The sequence below is a fragment of the Xanthomonas sacchari genome (assembly GCF_040529065.1).
In the GTDB taxonomy this organism is placed as follows: Bacteria; Pseudomonadota; Gammaproteobacteria; order Xanthomonadales; family Xanthomonadaceae; genus Xanthomonas_A; species Xanthomonas_A sacchari.
The window spans coordinates 1191380-1212278 of sequence record NZ_CP132343.1; the positions used below are offsets into that span (position 1 = coordinate 1191380).

The 20899-nt window shown below is 69.9% G+C and carries 16 protein-coding genes and 1 other RNA gene; 6 read left to right on the forward strand and 11 right to left on the reverse strand.

The window, feature by feature from the left end:
- The first annotated feature begins 477 nt into the window (after positions 1-477).
- Positions 478-2433: a hypothetical protein gene (locus tag RAB71_RS05115; RefSeq protein WP_146095606.1), complete on the forward strand. Its 1956-nt coding sequence runs from the start codon at positions 478-480 to the stop codon at positions 2431-2433.
- Positions 2434-2748: 315 nt separating this feature from the next.
- On the opposite strand, the gene RAB71_RS05120 is transcribed toward RAB71_RS05115, so the two are convergent.
- Together RAB71_RS05120 and RAB71_RS05125 are read right to left on the reverse strand one after the other, a co-directional pair.
- Positions 2749-3993, reverse strand: a complete 1245-nt coding sequence (locus tag RAB71_RS05120) for a multifunctional CCA addition/repair protein (RefSeq protein ID WP_010343157.1) — start codon at positions 3991-3993, stop codon at positions 2749-2751.
- 131 nt (positions 3994-4124) lie between these two features.
- Entirely contained in the window at positions 4125-6092 is a 1968-nt protein-coding gene (locus RAB71_RS05125; RefSeq protein WP_010343158.1) for a transglycosylase SLT domain-containing protein, read from the reverse strand.
- A 722-nt stretch (positions 6093-6814) separates the two neighbouring features.
- Between RAB71_RS05125 and RAB71_RS05130 the strand changes: the two genes are divergently transcribed.
- The gene (locus tag RAB71_RS05130; RefSeq protein ID WP_010343159.1) at positions 6815-9703 is read left to right on the forward strand and encodes a TonB-dependent receptor; all 2889 of its coding nucleotides are present in this window, start codon (positions 6815-6817) and stop codon (positions 9701-9703) included.
- Between the two features lie 160 nt (positions 9704-9863).
- On the opposite strand, the gene RAB71_RS05135 is transcribed toward RAB71_RS05130, so the two are convergent.
- The 4 genes from RAB71_RS05135 to RAB71_RS05150 form a co-directional block, all read right to left on the reverse strand.
- Positions 9864-10631 carry an endonuclease/exonuclease/phosphatase family protein gene (locus RAB71_RS05135; protein WP_040902002.1) on the reverse strand — a complete coding sequence of 256 codons (768 nt, stop codon included), beginning with the start codon at positions 10629-10631 and terminating at the stop codon, positions 9864-9866.
- Positions 10632-10656: 25 nt separating this feature from the next.
- Positions 10657-11505 carry a thiol:disulfide interchange protein DsbA/DsbL gene (locus RAB71_RS05140; RefSeq protein WP_104609508.1) on the reverse strand — a complete coding sequence of 283 codons (849 nt, stop codon included), beginning with the start codon at positions 11503-11505 and terminating at the stop codon, positions 10657-10659.
- Between the two features lie 105 nt (positions 11506-11610).
- Positions 11611-12252 (reverse strand): thiol:disulfide interchange protein DsbA/DsbL, encoded by a 642-nt coding sequence (locus tag RAB71_RS05145; RefSeq protein WP_010344574.1) that lies wholly within the window; start codon positions 12250-12252, stop codon positions 11611-11613.
- 86 nt (positions 12253-12338) lie between these two features.
- Positions 12339-13160, reverse strand: a complete 822-nt coding sequence (locus tag RAB71_RS05150; RefSeq protein ID WP_029562337.1) for a c-type cytochrome — start codon at positions 13158-13160, stop codon at positions 12339-12341.
- Between the two features lie 129 nt (positions 13161-13289).
- Here RAB71_RS05150 and yihA point away from each other — a divergent pair, with 129 nt between their 5' ends.
- Positions 13290-13913 (forward strand): ribosome biogenesis GTP-binding protein YihA/YsxC, encoded by a 624-nt coding sequence (gene yihA / locus RAB71_RS05155; protein ID WP_010344572.1) that lies wholly within the window; start codon positions 13290-13292, stop codon positions 13911-13913.
- Positions 13914-14124: 211 nt separating this feature from the next.
- Here yihA and RAB71_RS05160 read toward each other — a convergent pair whose 3' ends face one another.
- The 5 genes from RAB71_RS05160 to RAB71_RS05180 form a co-directional block, all read right to left on the reverse strand.
- Positions 14125-15117 (reverse strand): MBL fold metallo-hydrolase, encoded by a 993-nt coding sequence (locus RAB71_RS05160; RefSeq protein WP_010344569.1) that lies wholly within the window; start codon positions 15115-15117, stop codon positions 14125-14127.
- Positions 15118-15223: 106 nt separating this feature from the next.
- Entirely contained in the window at positions 15224-16054 is an 831-nt protein-coding gene (locus RAB71_RS05165) for a helix-turn-helix domain-containing protein (protein WP_010344567.1), read from the reverse strand.
- Between the two features lie 268 nt (positions 16055-16322).
- Positions 16323-16398, reverse strand: a non-coding RNA gene (locus RAB71_RS05170) — sX9 sRNA.
- A 60-nt stretch (positions 16399-16458) separates the two neighbouring features.
- Positions 16459-16881 carry a VOC family protein gene (locus RAB71_RS05175; protein ID WP_010344566.1) on the reverse strand — a complete coding sequence of 141 codons (423 nt, stop codon included), beginning with the start codon at positions 16879-16881 and terminating at the stop codon, positions 16459-16461.
- A 146-nt stretch (positions 16882-17027) separates the two neighbouring features.
- Positions 17028-17723 carry a VIT family protein gene (locus RAB71_RS05180; protein ID WP_010344565.1) on the reverse strand — a complete coding sequence of 232 codons (696 nt, stop codon included), beginning with the start codon at positions 17721-17723 and terminating at the stop codon, positions 17028-17030.
- Between the two features lie 219 nt (positions 17724-17942).
- Here RAB71_RS05180 and RAB71_RS05185 point away from each other — a divergent pair, with 219 nt between their 5' ends.
- The 3 genes from RAB71_RS05185 to RAB71_RS05195 all read left to right on the forward strand — a co-directional run bounded on the left by RAB71_RS05185 (position 17943) and on the right by RAB71_RS05195 (position 20476).
- A complete protein-coding gene (locus tag RAB71_RS05185; protein WP_010344564.1) occupies positions 17943-19307 on the forward strand; it encodes a glutamate--cysteine ligase in 1365 nt (454 codons plus the stop codon).
- Between the two features lie 34 nt (positions 19308-19341).
- Complete coding sequence (locus RAB71_RS05190; RefSeq protein WP_010344563.1) at positions 19342-19674, forward strand: hypothetical protein; 333 nt, start codon at positions 19342-19344, stop codon at positions 19672-19674.
- A 220-nt stretch (positions 19675-19894) separates the two neighbouring features.
- A complete protein-coding gene (locus RAB71_RS05195) occupies positions 19895-20476 on the forward strand; it encodes a hypothetical protein (RefSeq protein ID WP_010344562.1) in 582 nt (193 codons plus the stop codon).
- The last annotated feature ends 423 nt before the right edge of the window (positions 20477-20899 follow it).

Sequence of the window (20899 nt, forward strand, 5' to 3'; positions counted from 1 at the left end):
TGTGTCGCGTCCCCAAGGGCGTCCGGCGCGTTCCCGAACACGAGCTGGCCAGCGCCTTGGCCCACCACAGGCGCGATGTCTTCGACGTCTTCGTCGCCGAGGATCGCGGTGCGCACGCACGTAGAATGCACAGTACGCGGTGAGCCGGTACCTCCATGCGAATCGTTTGAAGGCGTGGTGGCCTGCGCGGGAACGTTGGCAAGGCCGTGGCGAGCCGCGGCGCCATTCCCGCTGGGCATGCCGTTGAGCAAAAGATGAAAAGTCTTTTGTCTCGCACGCGGTGTTTTCACCCGCATGCATTAGGATCGCGGGCGATCGCCACAGGGGGAGATCGTCATGCGCATCGTACGGACGGTGCCGCGTTCTTGCGGCAGCGGTGAAGAGTGGTTCGCTGGAATGTCGCGTGTCGTCGTGGCTTGCCGCATGCAGTGGAGTGGCGGCTCCGATGTGTTGCGCCGAGCCAGCGAGCGGCGGCAGTTGCATACGCGGACACTGCGCAATGTGGGGAGTACCCATGCCGCGGTGGCCCTGTTGCTGTGGGCGACGGCGTGGCCAATCTGGGCGGCGACGGCACCGGCGGCTTGCCGGCGGCCGGCGGCGCCGGTGGCTTGCGCCGGCCCGACCGCGGTCGGGCGCTTCATCGCCCGCAATGCTGGCCCCTGGCAGCCCCATGCGTTCGCCACGCCGCTCGATGTGCCCGCAGGGGAGACCCTGGCCATCGCGATCTGCGGACAGGCCAACCAGGCGGTGCAGGATGCGCAGTGGCAGGCGCAGCCGTCGTTGCTGCCGACGCTGGTCCACCGCGTCGGCGTGGACGCCACGCTGGCGATCCTGGTGCAGGACAGCGCCAACGTGGCGTTGGCCGGCCGGCTGACCCTGGGCGAGGACACGCTCGCCGCCGACGGCAGCTTGCATGCGCCGGTGGGGCCGGTGCAGGCCGCGCTGATCGGGACACTGGTCGATGGCCCCATCGCGGACGGTGCACGCATCGATCTGCGCCTGCGCGACTCGGCCAACGTCAGCCTGCAGACCGCGCAGAGCCATCTGCACCTGGGTGGCGGCAGCCTCAGCGAACGGTTGATCGCGCCCCGCGATGCAGCGGTCGCGTCCGCCGACGGCGCCTGTCTCGAAATCGTGGCGGAGCGCAGCGACCGGGTGCTGGGAGATCGCGGCCTGCTGACGATCGGCGGCGGCCGCTTGCAGGGCACGCTGATCGCGCATCCGCTGCGTGGCAGCCGCGTCGTCGTGCAGGCGGACGAGGTGGCCACTGTGGCGGCGGACGAGGTCCGCCTGTTTGCCGGCCAGTTGCTGGATGACGTGGTGCACGCCGGGCCGTGGTACGGCGGCCAGATCGCGATCGGACTCGCCAACGTGGCCAATGTCGATGCGCGCGCACTGGACATCCAGGATGCGGTGCTGGTCGACGAACTGGTCGACGCCGGGCACGTGCAGGACGCGGCGATCGACCTGCGCCTGACGGATACCGGCAACGCCAGCATCGAGGGCGCGCTGCGCATCGGCGATGGCGGGCTGATCGACGAGCCGTTGGACGCTGCCGACCTGCTCGCGTCCGCTGTCGCGGTGACGCTGCTGCGCAGCGGCAATGCGGTCGCTGCCGAAGCGCGGATCGTGGACGGCGAACTGATCGACGAAGCGATCGATGTAGGGGCGACACAGGATGCGGTATTGGCGGTGCGCTTCGAGGATGCCGGCAACCTGCACGCCGTGGCCGCGCGGATCGAGGAGGGCGAGCTGATCGACGAGGCGATCGATGCTGCATCCTTCGATGGTGGCGCGCTGGACGTGGCGTTCGCCGACAGCGGCAACGTCACCGGCGACGCCCTTGCCATCGTCCATGGCGAACTGATCGACGAGGCGGTCGACCTGCAGGGCCCGCTCGCCCGCGCGCAGTTGCGCCTGGACATGGCCGATGCCGGCAACGCCCGGGTCCGGGCGCTGGACATCGTCGAGGGCGAGCTGGTCGATGAACTGCTGGACCTGATCGATGCGCGCGACGCCAGCGCGGAACTGCGCGTGCGGCGCAGCGGCAATGCGGGGGGCGCGCTATCGGCGTTGGCCCAGCGCGTGTCGATCGTGCAGGGCGAGTTGATGGATGAGGTGATCGACGCGGCAGGGACGCTGGACGGATTCGCCGGCGTGGTCGATCTCGGCGATGTCGCCAACGCGCGCGCCGCACGCATCGCGCTGCAGGGCGCGCAACTGCTCGACGGCGTGGTGGACACGGCGGAGTTGCGCGTCAGCGAACTCGGCCTGCAACTGACCGATGTGGCCAACGCGCGCTATCGGGACGCCTTGGAGATGCAGGACAACAGCACGCTGTTGGGGACGATCGCCGACGTGGACCGCCGCGATGCCGCATCGCAGATCGCCACGGTGGCCGTGGCCAGCGGGGAGGCGATCCAGGTGCCGTAGCGCGTGCCTGGCGAGCAGCGTGGCGATCACCGCCGCCGCGCCGTTCGTCGAGGTGCGTCGTGACGGATGATGCCTACCCTTGCCACGATCAAGCGGGCACGTCATGGCCCCGTAGGAGCGGCTTCAGCCGCGACAGACCTTCCCGATCACGCCGGTCGCGGCTGAAGCCGCTCCTACATGTGGGGCCATCAACTCGTACTGGATGTTCGCTTCCGTGGCGATGGCCATCCCCCAGAAACCTGTCGCGGCTGATTCCCAAGAAGGAGATAAGAACCGCTCCTACGGCGTGCCTGAGCAAGCACGGCGTGGCAGCGATCAGGGCGTGTCGGCCTGCAGCTCCCGCCGCGCCGCAGCGATCGCCGCGATCCGCGCCTTGGCCAGTGCCTCGCCGATCTGCGGGCCGCTCAGGCCCTGCGCGGCCAGGTCGCGCGCGTTCACCGCCAGCGCCGCCGCATGCAGGCGCTGCAGCGCAGGGCCCTGCGGATAATCGGCATCCTCGCTGCCGAGGCGGCCGCGCTTGTCGGCCTCGCACACCGTGGCCAGCTGCGCGATGCGTTCGGGCTTGCGGAAGCCGTCGCAGCGTTGCAGCAGTTCGTGCACGGTGCGGTCGCGCAACTCGGCCAGGCGATGCACGTTCAGATGCTCGCGGCAGGCGATCTCGGCCAGCTGCCGATGCTCCTGCGGCACCTTGAGGCGTTCGCACAATGCGCGCAGCGGCGCCAGGCCGCGTTGTTCGTGCATCAGGTGGCGCGGCCATTCCTCCGGCGGCGTCAGCGCCTTGCCCAGGTCGTGGGTCAGCGCGGCGAAGCCGATCAGCGCGTCGCCCGGCGCCAGCCGCGCGGCCATGTCGCTGACCAGCTCCTGGTGGCGCCCGGTGTCGACCTCGGGGTGGTACTCGGCGCGTTGCGGCACCCCGTACAGCGCATCCAGCTCCGGCAGCACCCAGCGCAGCGCATCGGCCTCGCGCAGCGTGCGCAGGAATGCCGAGGGCTGCGCCGAGGCCAGGCTGCGCCGCAGTTCCTGCCAGACGCGTTCGGGTACCAGCGTTTCCAGTTCGCCGCCGGCGGCCATCGCCCGCATCAGGTCCATGGTCTCGGGCGCGACGACGAATCCCAGGGGCGCCAGCCGCGCCATGAACCGCGCCGCGCGCAGCACCCGCAGCGGATCCTCGGCGAAGGCCGGGCCGACATGGCGCAGCACCCGCTGCTCGAGATCGCGCGCGCCGCCATACGGATCGACCAGACGCCCATCGGCCTCGTCGCGGGCGATGGCGTTGATGGTGAAGTCGCGCCGCTGCAGATCCTCTTCCAGCGTCACCGACGGATCGGCCTGCACCACGAAGCCGTGGTAACCGCGCCCGGCCTTGCGCTCGGTGCGCGCCAGCGCGTATTCCTCGCCATTGCGCGGATGCAGGAACACCGGGAAATCGCGGCCCACCTGCTTGTAGCCCAGCTCCAGCATCTGCTGCGCGCTGGCGCCGACCACCACCCAGTCGCGGTCGCCGGGCGGTTGACCGAGCAAGGCGTCGCGCACGGCGCCGCCGACGAGGTAGATGTTCATTGGGGGCTGGGAATGGGGAATAGGGAATGGGGAATGGTAAAAGCAGATTCCCTTCGCCTGATGTCGCGCTGGCGTGTCGACCCAATGTTCGGCGCGGTTGCGCGCGGTGCGCCGTTGCGATTCCCCATTCTCTATTCCCGATTCCCGGCCGCCGCATCGGCGGCCGTACACACAAACTTCTTCCGCGGCGCGTCCAGCTTGCCGAGCATGCGTTCGGTGACCGGCAGGGCGTCGCCGTTGAGGCGCCAGTCGTAGATCACGCTGAAGGCCAGGATGCGCGCCACGTACTCGCGGGTTTCCTTGTAGCTGACCGTCTCGATCCAGAAGTCGGCATCGTGGCCCGGGCGCTGGCTCTGCCAGCGTGCGGCCGGGCCTGGACCGGCGTTGTAGGCGGCGATGGTCAGGTAGGGCAGGCCGTAGGTGTTGAGCAACTGGCGCAGGTAGGCGGTGCCGATGGCGATGTTGGTGTCCGGGTCGTACAGGCTGGCGGCGCCGCCGTAGCCGGCCAGGCCGAGGCTGCGGGCGACGCTGGCGCCGGTGGCCGGCACCACCTGCATCAGGCCCATGGCATTGGCCGGGGAGCGCGCGTTGGGGTTGAACACGCTTTCGGCGCGGATCTCGGCGGCGACCCAGGCCGGGTCGATCGCATTCTTGCCGGCTTCGCGGCGGATGGTGTCGGCGTGGTGCAGCGGGAAGCGCAGCGTGTACAGGCGCTGTTCCTCCGGGCGCTTGCCGAGCCCGAACACCGCGCGGTCGAACCAGCCGTTGGCGCTGGCTACTTCCACCGCCAGGCGCCGCTGGGTGTCGTCGAAGCGGCTCAGCGCATCGTTCCACTCGGCCACCGCCCAGCCGGCGCGGTCGATCTTGAACAGCTCCAGTGCGCGGATCAGTGCCGGATCGCGCGCCACCGCTGCCTGCGCCTGTGCGCTGTCGTTCGGTTCCCAGGGGCACAGCGCATACGGCTGCTTGAGCCGGTCGGCGGCCAGGAAGCCGTGGAAGGTCGCAGAGCTGGCCGCCGCGCGATACAGCCGCTGCGCCTCGCCGGCATTGCCGGTCTTCTCCGCCAGCCGCGCCTCGAAGTACTGCCAGCGCGAATCGCTGCGCTGCGCCGGCGGCATCTTGCGGATCGCCGCCAGTGCCGCCGGCCAGTCGCCGCGCGCCATCGCCTCGCGCGCGCGCCACTCGTGCAGGCGTTCGTCGTAGGCGGACTCGGGCACGGCGTTGAGTCGGCGCGCCGAATCCGGCCCGTACGAGGCCACCGTCCACAGCGCGATCTGGTACAGCACCGCGCCACGCTGCGCCTCGCTGAACTGCAGTGCCTGGGCGAATTGCGGCAGTTGCCGCTCGGCCGCGTCCGGGTCGGTCTTGGCCAGCTTCTGCAGTCCGTCCACGGCCACCTTGCGGCTGCGCTCGGTCTTGGGCCAGTTCAGCGCACGCGTGTGCACCGCGTCCAGGAACGCCGCGTAGTCGTTGGCCAGGGCCAGGTCGGCCGCGGGCAGGCCGCGTGCGGCGGCGCGCATCACCGCCGGCTGCTGCGCGTCCGCCGCCGCTTCCACGCGCGCCCAGCGCAGCGCATCGGTCATGCCGCCGCGCGCCTGCAACACCGCGAACACCGGATCGCAGGCGTCGGGCAGCGACTTGCCGGCGTTGCGCCACAGCGCCTGCGCTTCGTCCGTCCATTGCGCGTCGGCACGGCCGGTGGCCTGGCGCGCATTGAGCTGGGCGCAGCGCAGGCCGAGGTTCTCGGTGGGTTTCCAGTTCGCCAGCAGCGCCGGCCAGTCCTCGCGCCGCGCCAGCGCCGGCAGCCACAGCGCGCGGAAACTCTCGGCCACCGGCTGCCCCGCGTAGCGCTTGAGGAAGTCCTGCGCCTGCGCATCGGACACCTTGTCGATGGTGCGGCGCAGGTTGGCGTACTCCAGCCAGCCGTACAGCGGATGCTGCTTGAAGGCGGCCGCGCGGACCGGATCGAAGCGGCCCTGTTCGGCATCGTCGATCGCCGAGCGGATCGCCGGGCGTTGCGCATCCAGGGACTGGGCGAGGGCGGAAACGGGGCCGCACAACGCGGCGGCGAACAGCAGGAGAGACGTGCGCAGGATCATGCGCGGGACTATACCGAACGCCGATGAATCGCCGTTTCAACGACGGGTGGAGCCGCGGCACGTCGTGTCAGTGCGATGCCCTGTAGCGTTGCAGATCGGTATCGCGCGCCGGCCTGCGTTTTGTGCTCCGGCACGGCGGGTGAGGTGCGGGTGCAGCTTCGTACGCCTGAAGTCTGCGAGTCGCTTCGCGCCGTACCCTCACCCCAACCCCTCTCCCGGTGGGAGAGGGGCTTGGCTTTTCCCTTCTCCCATCGGGACCATGGCCCCCTTTTGCGGGGGAAGGTGCCACGCGGGGCGGGATGAGGGTACGGGCGAAGCTTCTGATCGCCAGATCGCGCGGGCGCTTCGCGCCGTACCCTCACCCCAACCCCTCTCCCGGTGGGAGAGGGGCTTGGCTTTTCCCTTCTCCCATTGGGAGAAGGTGCCCCGCAGGGGCGGATGAGGGTGCGGGCGAAGCCTCTCATCGCCAGATCGCGCGGGCGCTTCGCGCTCCTTACCCTCACCCCAACCGCTCTCCCGAGGGAGAGGGGCTTCGGCACCTCACCAGTTGGCTGCGTCTCGCGGCCCTCGTGTCTACCAGATCGACCAGTCGTCGCGATGGCCCGCGCTTTGCCGGCCGGACGCTTGCAGGCCGTTTACGATTTGTTTACAAAGAATTCCACGCCGTCGCGGTGCAGGGGGTCGCAGCGGCCGACCCACATCCTTTCTGGAGAGAGAGACGGATGAATTTCCTGCACCGCCATCCTTTGGTCTTCGCGGTATCCCTGGTCCTGCTCGGCGGTGTCCCCGCCATCGCCGGCGCCCAGCAACAGACGCCCCCGGCCGCTCCCGGCACCGCCACCACGCTCGACAGCGTGCAGGTCACCGGCACCCGCATCCGCCGCGCCGAAGTGGAGGGCCAGGTGCCGGTGCAGACCCTGAGCCGCGCCGACATCGAACGCACCGGCCTGACCTCCATCGGCGATGTGCTGCAGGAACTCACCGCCTCCGGCTCGGCCTTGAACGCCAAGTTCAATTCCTCCGGCAATTTCGGCTTCCCCCCGGACGGCAGCGGCGTCGGCGCCGGTTCGGCGCAGGTCGATCTGCGCCATCTCGGCGCCAAGCGCGTGCTGGTGCTGGTCGACGGCATGCGCTGGGTCAACGAGTCCTCGGCCTCGGGCGTGGGTGCGGCCACCGACCTCAACACCATTCCGCTGGCCATCGTTGAGCGCGTCGAGGTGCTGGAGGACGGCGCGTCCTCGCTGTACGGCTCCGATGCCATCGCCGGTGTGGTCAACATCATCACCCGGCGCAATTTCGAAGGCGGCCAGGTCACCCTGAACTACGGCGAGTACGACAAGGGCGATGGCGCCAGCAAGGGCGTGGACCTTGCCTGGGGCCACAGCACCGAGCGCACCAGCCTGTTCCTCGGCGCCAGCTACACCAAGCAGGACCCGATCTACGCGCGCGACCGCGCGCAGTCGCTGTATCCGATTCCCGGCACCGGCCTGACCTTCGGCAGCTCGGCCACGCCGAACGGGCGCTTCATCTTCGTCGACCCCAATACCGGCGCCGAGCAGAACCTGACGCCCAACAGCGGTGTGGGCACGCCGCGCTACGACGGCACCGGCGGCTGCACCCGCAGCGACGATTACCACTGCTTCACCACCGCCGACCGCTACAACTTCGCCGCGTCCAACCTGCTGCTGACGCCGTCCGAGCGCAAGGGCGTGTTCGGCCAGTTCCGCTTTTTCTTCAACGACGACGTGCAGTGGTACCTGAAGCTGCTCGGCAACCGCCGCGAATCGACCAACCAGGCCGCGCCGGAGCCGATCTTCCTCGGTCCCGATGCGGGCACCGGCAATCCGCTGGCCGACAACATCGTCATCTCCGCCGCCAACCCGTACAACCCGTTTGGCTTCGCGCTGGATTCTGGCAGCAACCTGATCATGATCGGGCGGCGCCCGGTGGAAGGCGGGCCGCGCGTGTTCGAGCAGCGCGTGGACACCCAGTACGTCGGCACCGGCTTCATCGGCAGCTTCGAGGGCGCCGACCGCACCTGGTTCTGGGACGTCAACGGCGCCTACAGCAAGAACAAGGCCGAGCAGACCAACTACGGCAGCTACAACATCTACAACATCAACCTGGCGCTGGGCGATCCGGCGGCGTGCGCGGCGGTGGCCGGCTGCGTGCCGCTGAACATCTTCGGCGGCGCCGGCAGCATCACCCCGGACATGCTGCGCTGGATCCAGCCGGTGGTGCACGACCGCAGCCAGAACGAGCTGACCCAGTTCACCGCCAACCTCAGCAGCGACCTGTTCCGGCTGCCGGCCGGCGCGGTGTCCTTCGCCACCGGCGTGGAGTACCGCAAGTACGAGGGCTTCTACCGCCCCGATCCGCTGACCGTGATCGGCCACTACAACGGTGTGCCGTCGCTGCCGACGCAGGGCAGCTACGACGTCAAGGAGGCCTACCTCGAACTGAGCGTGCCGATCTTCGCCGACTCGCCGCTGGGCGACAAACTGGATCTGAGCCTGGCCGGGCGCTATTCCGACTACTCCACCTTCGGCGGCAAGTTCACCCCGAAGTACGGCCTGCGCTGGCAGGTGGCGCCGGACTTCGTGCTGCGCGCCAGCTACGCCGAAGGCTTCCGCGCGCCCAGCATCGGCGAACTGTACGGCTCGGCCGCGCGCGCCGACCTGACCCTGTCCGACCCGTGCTCGATCGGCCTGGGCGGTACCGCGCCGCGCGGCAGCGCCAGCAACTGCGCCGCGCTCGGCGTGCCGACCGGCTACCAGCAGGCCAACTCGCAGATCTCGGTGACCACCGGCGGCAACCGCGCGCTGGAGCCGGAGAAGGCGCGCAGCTTCAGCGCCGGCTTCGTGTGGAGTCCCTGGTTCGCCAGCAACGTGCCGTGGTCGGACCGCTTCGACGTGGAGGTGACCTTCTACCGCCACGACATCGACGGCGCGATCCAGGCGATCAACGCGCAGACCCAGCTCGACCTGTGCGTGGACACGCTGTCGCCGACCTACTGCGACGGCATCACCCGCGCCTCCACCGGCGGCATCAACGGCTTCAACAACCGGCTCACCAACCTCGGCTCGATCAAGACCGACGGCTGGGACGTGGACCTGTTCTGGAACTCGCCGGAGACCGCCGCCGGCCGCTTCAAGATCGGCTGGCAGAACACCTTCGTCACCCGCTACGTCGCCACCGGCGCGGCCGGCCAGGTGCAGCCGCAGCGCCCGGGCGTGGAAGTGGTGGACAGCTCGATTCCCGAGTGGACCAGCAACCTGAGCCTGGACTGGTCGCGCGGGCGCTGGAACGCGTCGTGGACGCTGCGGCACATCTCCGAGCTGACCGAGCAATGCGGCGACGCGGTCGCGTTCCCGGTGTGCAGCAATCCGGTCGCCGGCACCAACACGCTGGACGCGATCACCTACCACGACCTGCAGGTGGGCTACCGCTTCGACTGGCTCAAGGGCCTGACCCTCAGCGGCGGCGTCAACAACGTCTTCGACAAGGATCCGCCGATCTGCCTGTCGTGCTCGCTCAACGGCTACGACGCCTCCACCTACGGGATTCCCGGTGGGCGTTACCTGTATGTGCGTGCGGATCTGAAGTTCTAGTCGCTGCCTACGCCTGACACCCTGCGGGAGCGTGTGTACGCTCCCGCAGGGCGTATCGATGCGAGCTGCAGGAGCGGCTTCAGCCGCGACGGACGTTCCCGGGAATGCCCCTCGCGGCTTCAGCCGCGACGACGCGCTAATAAGAATCGACCGTGCTGCCTCAGCGCAACAAGTGCTGCGGCACGTCGATCTCGGTGGCCACCGCCAGGTGGTCGGAGAACGCCGCAGGCACCGCACGCTGTTCGTTGCAGCGTAGGCCGTCGCTGACCAGGATGTGGTCGATGGCGCGCTGCGGGCGCCAGCTCGGGAAGGTCGGCACCACGCAGCCCGGCGGTTGCAGCCGGGTGCGTTTGTAGAGCAACTGCATTTCCGGGCGGTCGGCGACGCAGTTGAAGTCGCCCATCAGCACCGCGTTGGGATGATCGGACAGCAACTCGGCGATGAAGGCCAACTGCGCAGCGCGCGAATTGGCGCCCAGCGACAAGTGCGCCACTGCCACCGCCAGGCCGTCGGCGCCGTTGCCGAACTTGGCCAGCAGCACGCCGCGCCCGCCGAGCCGGCCGGGCAGGGCGTGGTCCTGCACTTCCACCGGCTCCAGCCGGCTGAGCAGGCCGTTGGCGCTGGACGCCACGCCGCCCACGCGCCGGTTCGGCTGGTGGCTCCAGTAGTTGAAGCCGGCGCGCTCGGCCAGGTAGTGGGTCTGGTTGGTGAAGCCCGAGCGCAGGCTGCCGGGGTCCGCCTCCTGCAGGCCGACGATGTCGTGGTCGCTGGCCAGTTGCGCGATCGCGTCCAGGCTGCTGCGCTTGCGCCCGGCCGGCAGCGCATGCGACCAACTGCGGGTCACGTAGTCGCTGTAACGGCGCGTGCTGGAACCGGCCTGGATGTTGGCGGTCAGCACGCGCAGGGTGCGGGTGGCGGGAGCGGTCACGGCGGTGCGGCCCGGGGCGGACGGCTTACTTGGCCATCGCCGCGCGCTCGCGCGCGATCAGGTGATCGGCCACGCGCAGCATGTCGTCGTAGCTCTTGCCCTTGACCAGGTACTTGCCGTTGATGATCAGCGACGGCGTGCCGGTGATGCCGCTGCGGGTGGCGAACTGCTTGGCACGGTTGGTCTTGGTGGCCACCGCGAAGCTGCCCATGGTGTCGGCGAACTGCTTCGGGTCCACGCCGTACTTGGCGTAGAAGTTGGCGATGTCCTGCACCGAGTCGCGGCCGCGCTCGCCCTTCAGGGTCTCGTCGACGTGGATGGCCTTGTACAGCGCCTCGTGGGTCTTCTCCTGCACGCCCAGCGCCTCGGCGGCGTAGAACGCGCGGGCGTAGTCGTCCCAGGTGCCGCCGAACATCGCCGGCACATAGACGAAGCGCACGTCCGACGGCAGGCCGGCCTTCCACGGGCCGATCAGCGGCTGGAAGCGCGCGCAGGCCGGGCAGACATAGCCGAAGATCTCGGCCACCTCGATCTTGCCGTTGGTCGGCTGGAACGGCTGGCCGCCGGCGATGTCGACGTAGTCGGTGCCGGCGACCGGCTCCGGACCGTTCGGGGTCTTGGCGGCGACCGGCTTGGCCGCGGCGGCGGTGTCGCCGTCGGTGGCGGCGGGCTGCGCGGCGGCATCGGCGGTGGTGGCCGCAGGCGCGGCCGGGGTCTCGGCGGGCGCGGCGGCGTCAGTGCCGGCGGCGGGCGCAGCCGGGGCCGCGGCGGTGCCGGAGGCAGGGGCGACGGTGTCGGCAGTGCCGTCCTGGGCCTTGCATGCCACCAGGATCGGCAGCAGGGCCATCAGGGTCAGGGCGAAGCGGGTCTTCATCGGCGACATCTCCAGCAGGATGGGGGAAAAACGCCGGACGCGCCGCAAGCGCGGTCCGGCCACCCCGTCATGATGCCATGGCGCGGATGAAGCGCCGTGCGCCGATTACTTGCCGGCGCGCTCGCGGGCGATCAGCGCGTCGGCGATACGCAGCATGTCCTCGAAGTTCTTGCCCTTGACCAGGTACTTGCCGTTGACGATCAGTGCCGGGGTGCCGGCGATGTCGGCGCGCACGGCGAAATCGCGCGCCGCCTTCACCTGCGCGGCGACCTGCGGGCTCTGGTAGGCGGCGATGAAGGCCTGTGGCTTGACTCCGAAGCCGGCATAGAACGTGGCCAGTTCCTCCGGCGCGACGTTCTGCACCGGCACGCTGCGCTTGTCGTGGATGGCCTCGAACATGGCGCGGTGGCTGCGGCTCTGCACGCCCAGTTGCTGCGCGGCGTAGAAAGCGCTGGCGAAGCTGTCCCAGTAGCCGCCGAACGCCGCCGGCACCAGGGTCAGGCGCACGTCCTTGGCCTGCTTGCCGGCCCATTCCTCCAGCAGCGGCTCGAAGTGCGCGCAATGCGGGCAGGTGTAGCCGAACACTTCCACCACCTCGATCTTGCCGGCCAGCGGCGCGAACGGCTTGGGGTCGGCGATCAGGGTGTAGTCCTCGCCTTCCACCGCGGTGGCGGACTTGGGTTGCGCGCAGGCGCTCAACGGCAGCAGGGCGAGCAGGCACAACAGCAGGCGGGGCAGATGATTCATGCGATCTCCAATGGCAAAAAACGAACGCCGGTCGTCGGGACCGGCGCGAAGGGGAAACGGGCCGGCGCCGCCGCGGCGGCGCGCGGTCAGGATTGTTGCGCGGGCGCCGGCTGCTGTGGCGTTGCCGCGGCCGGTGCGGCCTGTGCGGCGGCCGCGTCGTCGGCGCGGTCGTGCAGGCCCTGCAGGTAGCTGCCCAGCGCCTTGATCTCCTGGTCGGTCAGCGGCTTGGCCACCTGCGCCATGATCTTGAACATCGTCGGATCGCGTTCCTGGGTGGTGCCGGCCTGGTACTCCTGCAGGCGCCGCGCCACGTAGTCGGCGTGCTGGCCGCCCAGGTGCGGGTAGGCGGGGCCAGGGTTGCCGGCGCCGGCCGGGCCGTGGCAGGCCATGCACGCGGGGATGCCGCGGGTCGCATCGCCGCCGCGATACAGCTGCTGGCCGACCTCGTAGAACTTCATGCCGGCGTACGGGCCGTCGGCGATCACCGCGTCGTCGGCGATGCCGGCGCCGGCCTTCTGCGTGGCGAAGTAGGCGCCGATGTCGCGCATGTCCTGCGTGCTCAACGGCTGCACGAACGGCACCATCGCCGCGACCGCGCCGCTGGTGCGCTCGCCGTGGGCGATCAGTGCCATCTGCCGCGCGCTGTAGCGCTCCATCTGGCCGGCGATGCGCGGATACATGGCGATGGCGGGATTGCCGTCGGCACCGTGGCAGGCGGCGCAGGCCGCGGCCTTGGCCTGGCCGGCCTTGAGGTCGCCCCAGGCGGCCTTGCCGACGTCGCTCTCCAGCGGCGTGGTGCGCACCGGGGCGTGGTCTGGAATGGGAACCACCGAGGTCTGCGCGAACGCGACCGCGGCGGCGACGGAAACCGCTAGACCGGCAAAGGCAAGAACGCGAGCGTGGCGCATTGCTGAAGCTCCGTATGACCCGACCCCGCGGCTGCCGGGCCGGCGACCGCACTCGCGCGATTATCGGCATGCCGCGGCCCGGCGGTCAACGAAGCCCGCCCGGGGCCGCGGACGTGCGATCCTAGGCGGATGTCGCTGATCCTCGAACGTGCCCAGTACCTGTTGTCCGCCCACAATGCCCGTCAGTTGCCGGACGACGGCGGCTGGGAGGTGGCCTTCGCCGGCCGCTCCAACGCCGGCAAGTCCAGCGCGCTGAACGCGCTGACCCGGCAGAACGCCCTGGCCCGCGTGTCCAAGACGCCCGGCCGCACCCAGCAACTGGTGTTCTTCCAGGTCCAGCCCGAGCGCTACCTGGTGGACCTGCCCGGCTACGGCTACGCCAAGGTGCCGCAGGAACTGCAGGCGCACTGGCAGAAGTTCATCGACACCTATTTCCGCACGCGCGAGGCCCTGCGCGGGCTGGTGGTGGTGATGGACATTCGCCATCCGCTCAAGGACTACGACCGGCAGATGCTCGGGTATGCGGTGCAGCGCGGCCTGCCGGCGCATGCGTTGCTGACCAAGGCCGACAAGCTCGGCCGCGGCCAGCAGGCGCAGGTGCTGCAGCAGGTGCGCAAGGAGCTGGCCAGCGCGTTCGGCGACACCGTCAGCGTGCAGGCCTTCTCCGGCGAGAGCCGCCAGGGCGTGGACGAGTTGCGTGGCATCGTCGGTGGCTGGCTGGGGTTGGAGACGGAGCCGACCGCCGCGGAGTGAGGGTGGGGGCGCTGCCCTTTTCCTTCTCCCCTCGGGAGAAGGTGCCCCGAAGGGGCGGATGAGGGTAAGGGCGCAGCCTCCTGCGCTCAGACTCGCGAGACGCTTCGCGCCGTACCCTCACCCCAACCCCTCTCCCGGTGGGAGAGGAGCTTGCAGCTTTTCCTTCTCCCCTCGGGAGAAGGTGCCCCGAAGGGGCGGATGAGGGTACGGGCTAAGGCGCCGCCGACAACGGCGAAAACTCCGCCGGCACCCAGGCGAACGCCTCGCCCTCGCGGCGCACGTGGCCCAGGCCCGGGAACGGCAGGTGCGCGCCGGCCACCCACCAGCCGTGGTCCGCGGCCTGCGCCAGCATGCGCTTGCGTGCGGCGATCGCTGCGGCGCGGTCGCTGTCGGCCTCGTACGAGGCCTGCGGTTGCGCGAACTGCACCGCGTGGTAGTGCACCAGGTCGCCCCACACCAGCAATTGCTGCCCCGCACCACCGTCGAAGCGGTACGACACGTGTCCGGGCGTGTGCCCGTGGGTGTCCAGCGCCACCGTGCCGCCCGGCAACGCGTCGCCGGGGTGGAAACGGCGCAGCCGCTGCGCCGCCTGGTACGGCGCCACCGCCGCGCGCGCCAGCGGGAAGGCGAAGCGCAGCATCTGCGGCGCTCCGGCCTCGCTGGCCGGATCCAGCCAGTACGCGGCGTCGGCGGCGCTCAGCCACACCGTCGCCTTGGGATAGGCCGGCTGGCCCTGCGCATCGAGCAGGCCGCACAGGTGATCGGGATGGGCATGGGTCAGCAGCACGTCGTCGACCTGCTCGGGCGCATAGCCGGCCGCGCGCAGGTTGGCCAGCACCTGGCCGAGTCCGGGGCCGAAACAAGTCGCGGTGCCGGTATCGACCAGGGTCAGGTGCGTGCCGTCCTGGATCAGGTAGGCGTTGACCGCGGTCTGCAGGCCCTTGTCGTTCTCCGGCACGTAGCGGTGGTCGAGCAGGCGCGCGATCGCCTCTGGCGGGATGTTCGCCAGTTGCGCGCGCGGCAGCGCCACGGTGCCATCGAACAGGGCGGTGATGCGCAAGCGGCCGACCGCCTGGCGATAGACGCCTGGCACCTGCGCAACGGCGCTCTCCGGCGCGGCGGCATGGGCGATGGGCGGCAGCGTCAGCGCCGCGCTGGCGGTCAGGGCCAGCGCGCACAGCGCGCGCAACGGGAACACGGACATGGGATTTCCTGGCAATGCGGCAGGCGCCGCGGTACCGGCATGCTGCGCCGGTCCTGCTGCGCGATTCGCTCATTCCGCTGCGCGCGGCGCTCAACGCCGACGTGGCTCAATTGCCGATGCTGGCCGGATCCAGGCCGTAGCGTTGTTGGAAGCGTTGGCTGAAGCTGCGCACCGAGCGGTAGCCGGCGTGCGCGGCGACCGTCTTCAGCGGCCAGCGTGTGGTGTACAGCAGCTGCATCGCATGCGCCAGGCGCGCATCGGCGAGCAGCTCGCGCAAGGAGGTGCCTTCGCCGGCCAGGTGCCGGCGCAGGGTCGCACCGCTCAGTCCCAGGTGGTCTTCGATGTCGCGCGAACGCCAGCCGCGCTGCGGCTGTGCGGCGATCAGCTCGCGCACCTGCGCCGCCACGCTTGGCGCCGGCGGCAGCAGCAGGCCGCCGTGGCCTTGCCGGCACAGCGCCACCACCAGGGCCGCCAGCGCCAGCCGCGCCTCGGTATAGCGGCCGTCCTGCAGCGCCTGCCGCCATTGCAGCAAGGTGCCGCCGAACGTCTCGGCACGCAGGCGCGCCAGTTCCGCGCCGGCGGCGGGCAGCGGCTCGTTCCACAGCACGCGGGCGGCGCTCAGCGCTTCCTCGCACAGCGGCACCAGCACGCTCAGGTACAGGCCGCTGTGCGGGTCCGGGATGTTGACCACATCGATGCGGCAGCGCCGCGTCACCAGGAACAGGTCGCCCGGCACGAACTCCAGGGTCTGCGTGGCGGTGTGCACCTGCTTGCGGCCCTGCAGCAGGATCGCCAGTTGCGGCCGCGGGATCTCCACCGAGCGCGCGCCGTGTTCGCGGCGGGCGCTGATGCAGGCGTAGCCCTCGGCCTGGGTGCAGTCGGCCAGGCTGGAAAGACGCGCCAGCAGCAGGGCGTCGGGAGAGGTGGTGTCGGCCATGGCCGTGATGCTAGCGCAGCGCAGCGCGGCGCGCGCTCAGAGCAAAGCGCCAAGCTGCTACGTCGCAGCGGCCGGGCCACCATGACTGCGCTGGCGCCGGTCCCGCAAACTGCCGGTCTCGGCACGCCACAGGCCGCTTCCCCGCGGGTTGGTCGTCTGCGCCGCTGACAGCCGACGCATATCGCCTCAACGTGCATCAGACACGTTCAGCCAGCGGCGATCGCAAGAACCGGAGCGCTCCACACCATGCCGGATGAGACGTCAACGTGGCTGACAAAACGGCGCCAGCAGTCGCCAGGCGGGCGCGCGCGGCGCACAGCAACTGCGGTGTCCAAGTGGTACATGAGGATTTGAGCGCTGCACGCACCGGTCTGGCGACTGCGCAGTCGTTTTGTCAGCCACGCTTACCTTGGAGGTTGCATGAGCTCGATGGTGATCCCGTCGGGCCCGCTGACGTAGACAACGACGGTTCCCGCGCGTGGCCCTGCCTCGATCGGTCGCGGAGATCCTTTCAAGTGCCATCCCTGCGCCTGGATCCTGGCGACCGCCACGTCGATGTCCGTCACGGTGACGGCAAGATGGGCTGCGCCGATCGCGCCAGCGCTCGCGGGTGTCTTGCCCAATGTGCGGGCTGTCGAGTATTCCAGCAGTTCGATGGGAAAGCCGGCAGGCGAGACCACCAGCGCCATGCGGCAACGCGGATCGTCGACCCCCGTCACCTCGCGCAGGAAATCGTCGCCCATTTCGCCTGTGCGGACAAGTTCGAAGCCCATGGCCTCAGTCCAGAACGCGATCGCCTCATCCAGCGACGAAACGGAAAATCCCATGTGGTCGACGACGAAGGTGCCCGTGTTGATTTTCAGTCCTCCAGGTCAGGTTCCGTTTTGAACGACGGGCGTGCGGTTGCCCTGCATTTCGGGCAAACGGGTTGTCGGCCATGCCGGTGATGTTACCCAGTACGGTGTGCGTCCGCTCAGACGTGCACGCCGAATACATGGCCGATCGCGCCGCTGGCGAGCATCGCCGCCGCGCCCCAGAACACCACGCGCACAGCGCCGCGCAGGCCCGAGGCGCCGCCGGCGCGCGCGGCCAGCGCGCCGGTCAGCGACAGGCCGACGAGGGTGGCCGCGCCGGTCACCCACAGTTGCTGGCCGTCCGGTGCCAGCCAGGCGGCCACGATCGGCAGCGCCGCGCCGCTGCAGAATGCTGCCGCCGATGCCGCGGCCGCCTGCAGCGGGCGCGCGCGCAGGCTTTCGGTGATGCCGAGTTCGTCGCGCGCGTGCGCGCCCAGCGCATCGTGCGCGGTCAACTGCTCGGCGACCTGGCGGGCGAGGGCGGGATCGAGCCCACGCTGGCGATAGATCGCGGTCAGTTCCTCCAGTTCGCTCTGCGGATCCTCGTGCAGTTCGCGGCGCTCCAGCGCCAGGTCGGCGCGCTCGGTGTCGGCCTGCGATTGCACCGACACGTATTCGCCGGCGGCCATCGACATCGCGCCGGCGACCAGGCCGGCGATGCCGGTGGTCAACACCGTGGCCGACGACGCGCCGCTGCTGGCGACGCCGACCACCAGGCCGGCCACGGACAGGATGCCGTCGTTGGCGCCGAGCACGGCCGCGCGCAGCCAGCCGGCGCGGTCGGTGCGATGGCGTTCGGAGTGGGTCGGGCGCATGCGTTGCCTGCCGCGGGCGGTGGGAGAGTCCGCAGCCTACCGAAGCCGGCGCCGCGGGCGCTTGCTGCGTCTCACTCTCGACGCGGCGGCGGCGCGGCCGTGGAATGCTGCAGTGCCGCCGGTAGCGATATGGGCCTCACCCCCGGCAGGCTATAGTGCGGGCCTTGCGATGGCCGGGCCCGGCCCCACATCGCCTCACCCGCCGTGCGAGTCCTGCCCTTGTCGAGCCCCAGCCACGTTGCCGAGACGCCGATCACCGACCGCGCCGAACTGGTGCAGGTGCTCGCCTCTGGAGAGAAGCCCGAAGCGCAGTGGCGCATCGGCACCGAGCACGAGAAGTTCGGCTTCCGCCTGGACGACCTGCGGCCGCCGACCTTCGACGGCGAGCGCGGCATCGAGGCCCTGTTGCTGGGCCTGACCCGCTTCGGCTGGGAGCCGGTGCGCGAAGCCGGGCACACCATCGCCCTGCTGCGCGACGGCGCCTCGGTGACGCTGGAGCCGGCCGGCCAGTTGGAACTGTCCGGCGCGCCGCTGCCGACCATCCACGACACCTGCGTGGAAGTGGGCAGCCACCTCAACGAGGTCAAGCAGGTCGCCGACGAACTGGGTCTGGGCTTCCTCGGCATGGGCTTCCAGCCGAAGTGGCGCCGCGACGAGATGCCGTGGATGCCCAAGGGCCGCTACAAGATCATGCAGGCGTACATGCCCAAGGTCGGTTCGCTCGGCCTGGACATGATGACCCGCACCTGCACGGTGCAGGTCAACCTGGATTACGCCAGCGAAGCGGACATGATCAAGAAGTTCCGCGTGTCGCTGGCGCTGCAGCCGATCGCCACCGCGCTGTTCGCCGATTCGCCGTTCGCCGACGGCACGCCCAACGGCTACCTGAGCTACCGCTCGCACATCTGGACCGATACCGACGCCGACCGCACCGGCATGCTCGATTTCGTGTTCGAGGACGGCTTCGGCTACGAGCGCTACGTGGACTACCTGCTCGACGTGCCGATGTACTTCTCCTATCGCGACGGCACCTACGTGGACGCCAGCGGACAGAGCTTCCGCGACTTCCTGCAGGGCAGGCTGCCGGCCTTGCCGGGCGCGTTGCCGACCCTGCGCGACTGGTCCGACCACATGACCACCGCGTTCCCGGAAGTGCGCCTGAAGAAGTACCTGGAAATGCGCGGCGCCGACGCCGGCCCGTGGGGCCGGCTGTGCGCGCTGTCGGCGTTCTGGGTCGGCCTGCTGTACGACGATGCCGCACTGGATGCGGCCTGGGACTTGGTCAAGGACTTCACCCTGGTCGAACGCCACGCGCTGCGCGACGGCGTGCCGAAGCAGGCGCTGAAGCTGCCATTCCGCAATGGCACCGTGCAGGACCTTGCCGCCGAGGCGGTGAAGATCGCCCTGGACGGCCTGCGCCGGCGTGCGCGCCTGAACCGCGACGGCCAGGACGAATCGCGCTTCCTCGAGCCGCTGGTGGAAATCCTGCATGCCGGCGAGACCGCGGCCGAGCGCAAGCTGGCGCTGTACCACGGCGCCTGGCAGGGCGACATCGACCACGTGTTCCGCGAGTTCGCGTACTGAGCGTCGCGCCGCGCGCCGCTGGGCCAGCACGACGATGACCGCGATCGAGGACATGGCAGGCCTGTTCCAGGACGAGCCGCCCACATGGGGCTGCCGTGGCGATCCGTATCTGTGGGAGGAGATGGTGTCGACCCTGGCCGGCGTGCCGCTGCCGGCGACGTCCGCGCAGTGCGAGGCGCTGCTCGCCGATACCTTCGCGCGCCTGGTCGGCACGGCGCTGGACGACGCCTCTGTCGTGTCGGTGTTCGTGCCGCGCCTCAGCCATGGTGGCATGTCCTCCGGCCACGTCAGCCTGGTGTTCTGGCGGAAGACCGCCCTGCCGCTGTTGCTGGGGCGTCATGCCGCGGCGCTGGCGCAGCGACGTTGAGGCGATGCGCGTCGCCGAGGGCGACGCCGCCTGACGGTACCGCTGAGTGCCGTTTCGCCTGTTGCGGCGTCGTGCCGGCGCGCTGGCTGTACCAGCACGGTGGCCGAGGCATGCGCATGGCGCGACGCGGTTAGAGCGTTCGGCGATCGGATGTGGCTGCAGGCGATGGCGCGGGGAGCGGCCAGGCGGCACTATTGTCGACTCGTCTTCAGGGGGACGTATGCATCAGGCACCACCGCGGTCGAATTTTGTCACCATCCTGGCCTCGATCTTCATCGCACTCTCCGGTTTCGGCACGGTGATCGGCATCATGCAGGTCTTGGTTGTGTTCGCCATGTTCGATCATGTGCAGTTCGCCGATGCGGTGCGCCGGCTTCCGCCAGGGATGCCGCCGACGATCGCATTCATTTTTTCGAACTTTCGTTGGTTGTTTCTTGGAACTGCGCTGTTTTCGGCGTGGACCCTGGCGAGTTCGATCGGGCTTCTGCGGCGGTTGAATTGGGCGCGGTGGTGCTTCATCGCGGCCATGTCGCTGGTGATCGCATGGAACCTGGGCGGCGCGGTCGTGCAGGTGCAGATGATCGCGTTCATGCAGAAGCAGTTCGCTGTTGCGCAGCTGCAGGGCGCGCCGGACATGCGCCCGATGCTGTGGGCCATGTCCGCGATTGGTGTGGTCTTCGCGGCGGCCTTCGTCGCCTTGCATGGCTGGATCATCGCGCGCTTGCTGTCGCGATCCGTGACGGCCGAGTTTCGGCGACCCTCATCGACAGGTGCCGGCAGCCCCATGCCGCCGATCCGTTGAACGGCATCTTGCGCGTTCCGCGAAGCCCCGTTGCATGTCGAGCTCCTTCGCATTGCGCACGCTTGGTCGCGTGCGTGCCGGGTCCGCGACCTGCATGAAGGCGGGCAGCGGCGTGGGGCGCCACCGCGGCGGCAGGGCCGGCGTTCTGAGCGTGTTGCTCGGCTGCATGGCATCCGCGCATGCGACCAGCCAATGCCCGGCTGACGTTGGCCCGAAGGATCCGCTCATCGATCTGCTCGGGTGGGCCGTGATCGTCACCGGTGTGGTGCTGGGCGCTGGGTTGTGCGTGCACCTAGTACGGCGCGCGCGGCCTGCGCCGCTGGCGACGCGTCGCGGTCATCCTGGCCGGCGTCGTGGCGATGCTGCTGCTGTGGATCGGCGGCCTGGTCCTGGCGATTGCGTCGTTCTTCCTGCGGTGCTAAC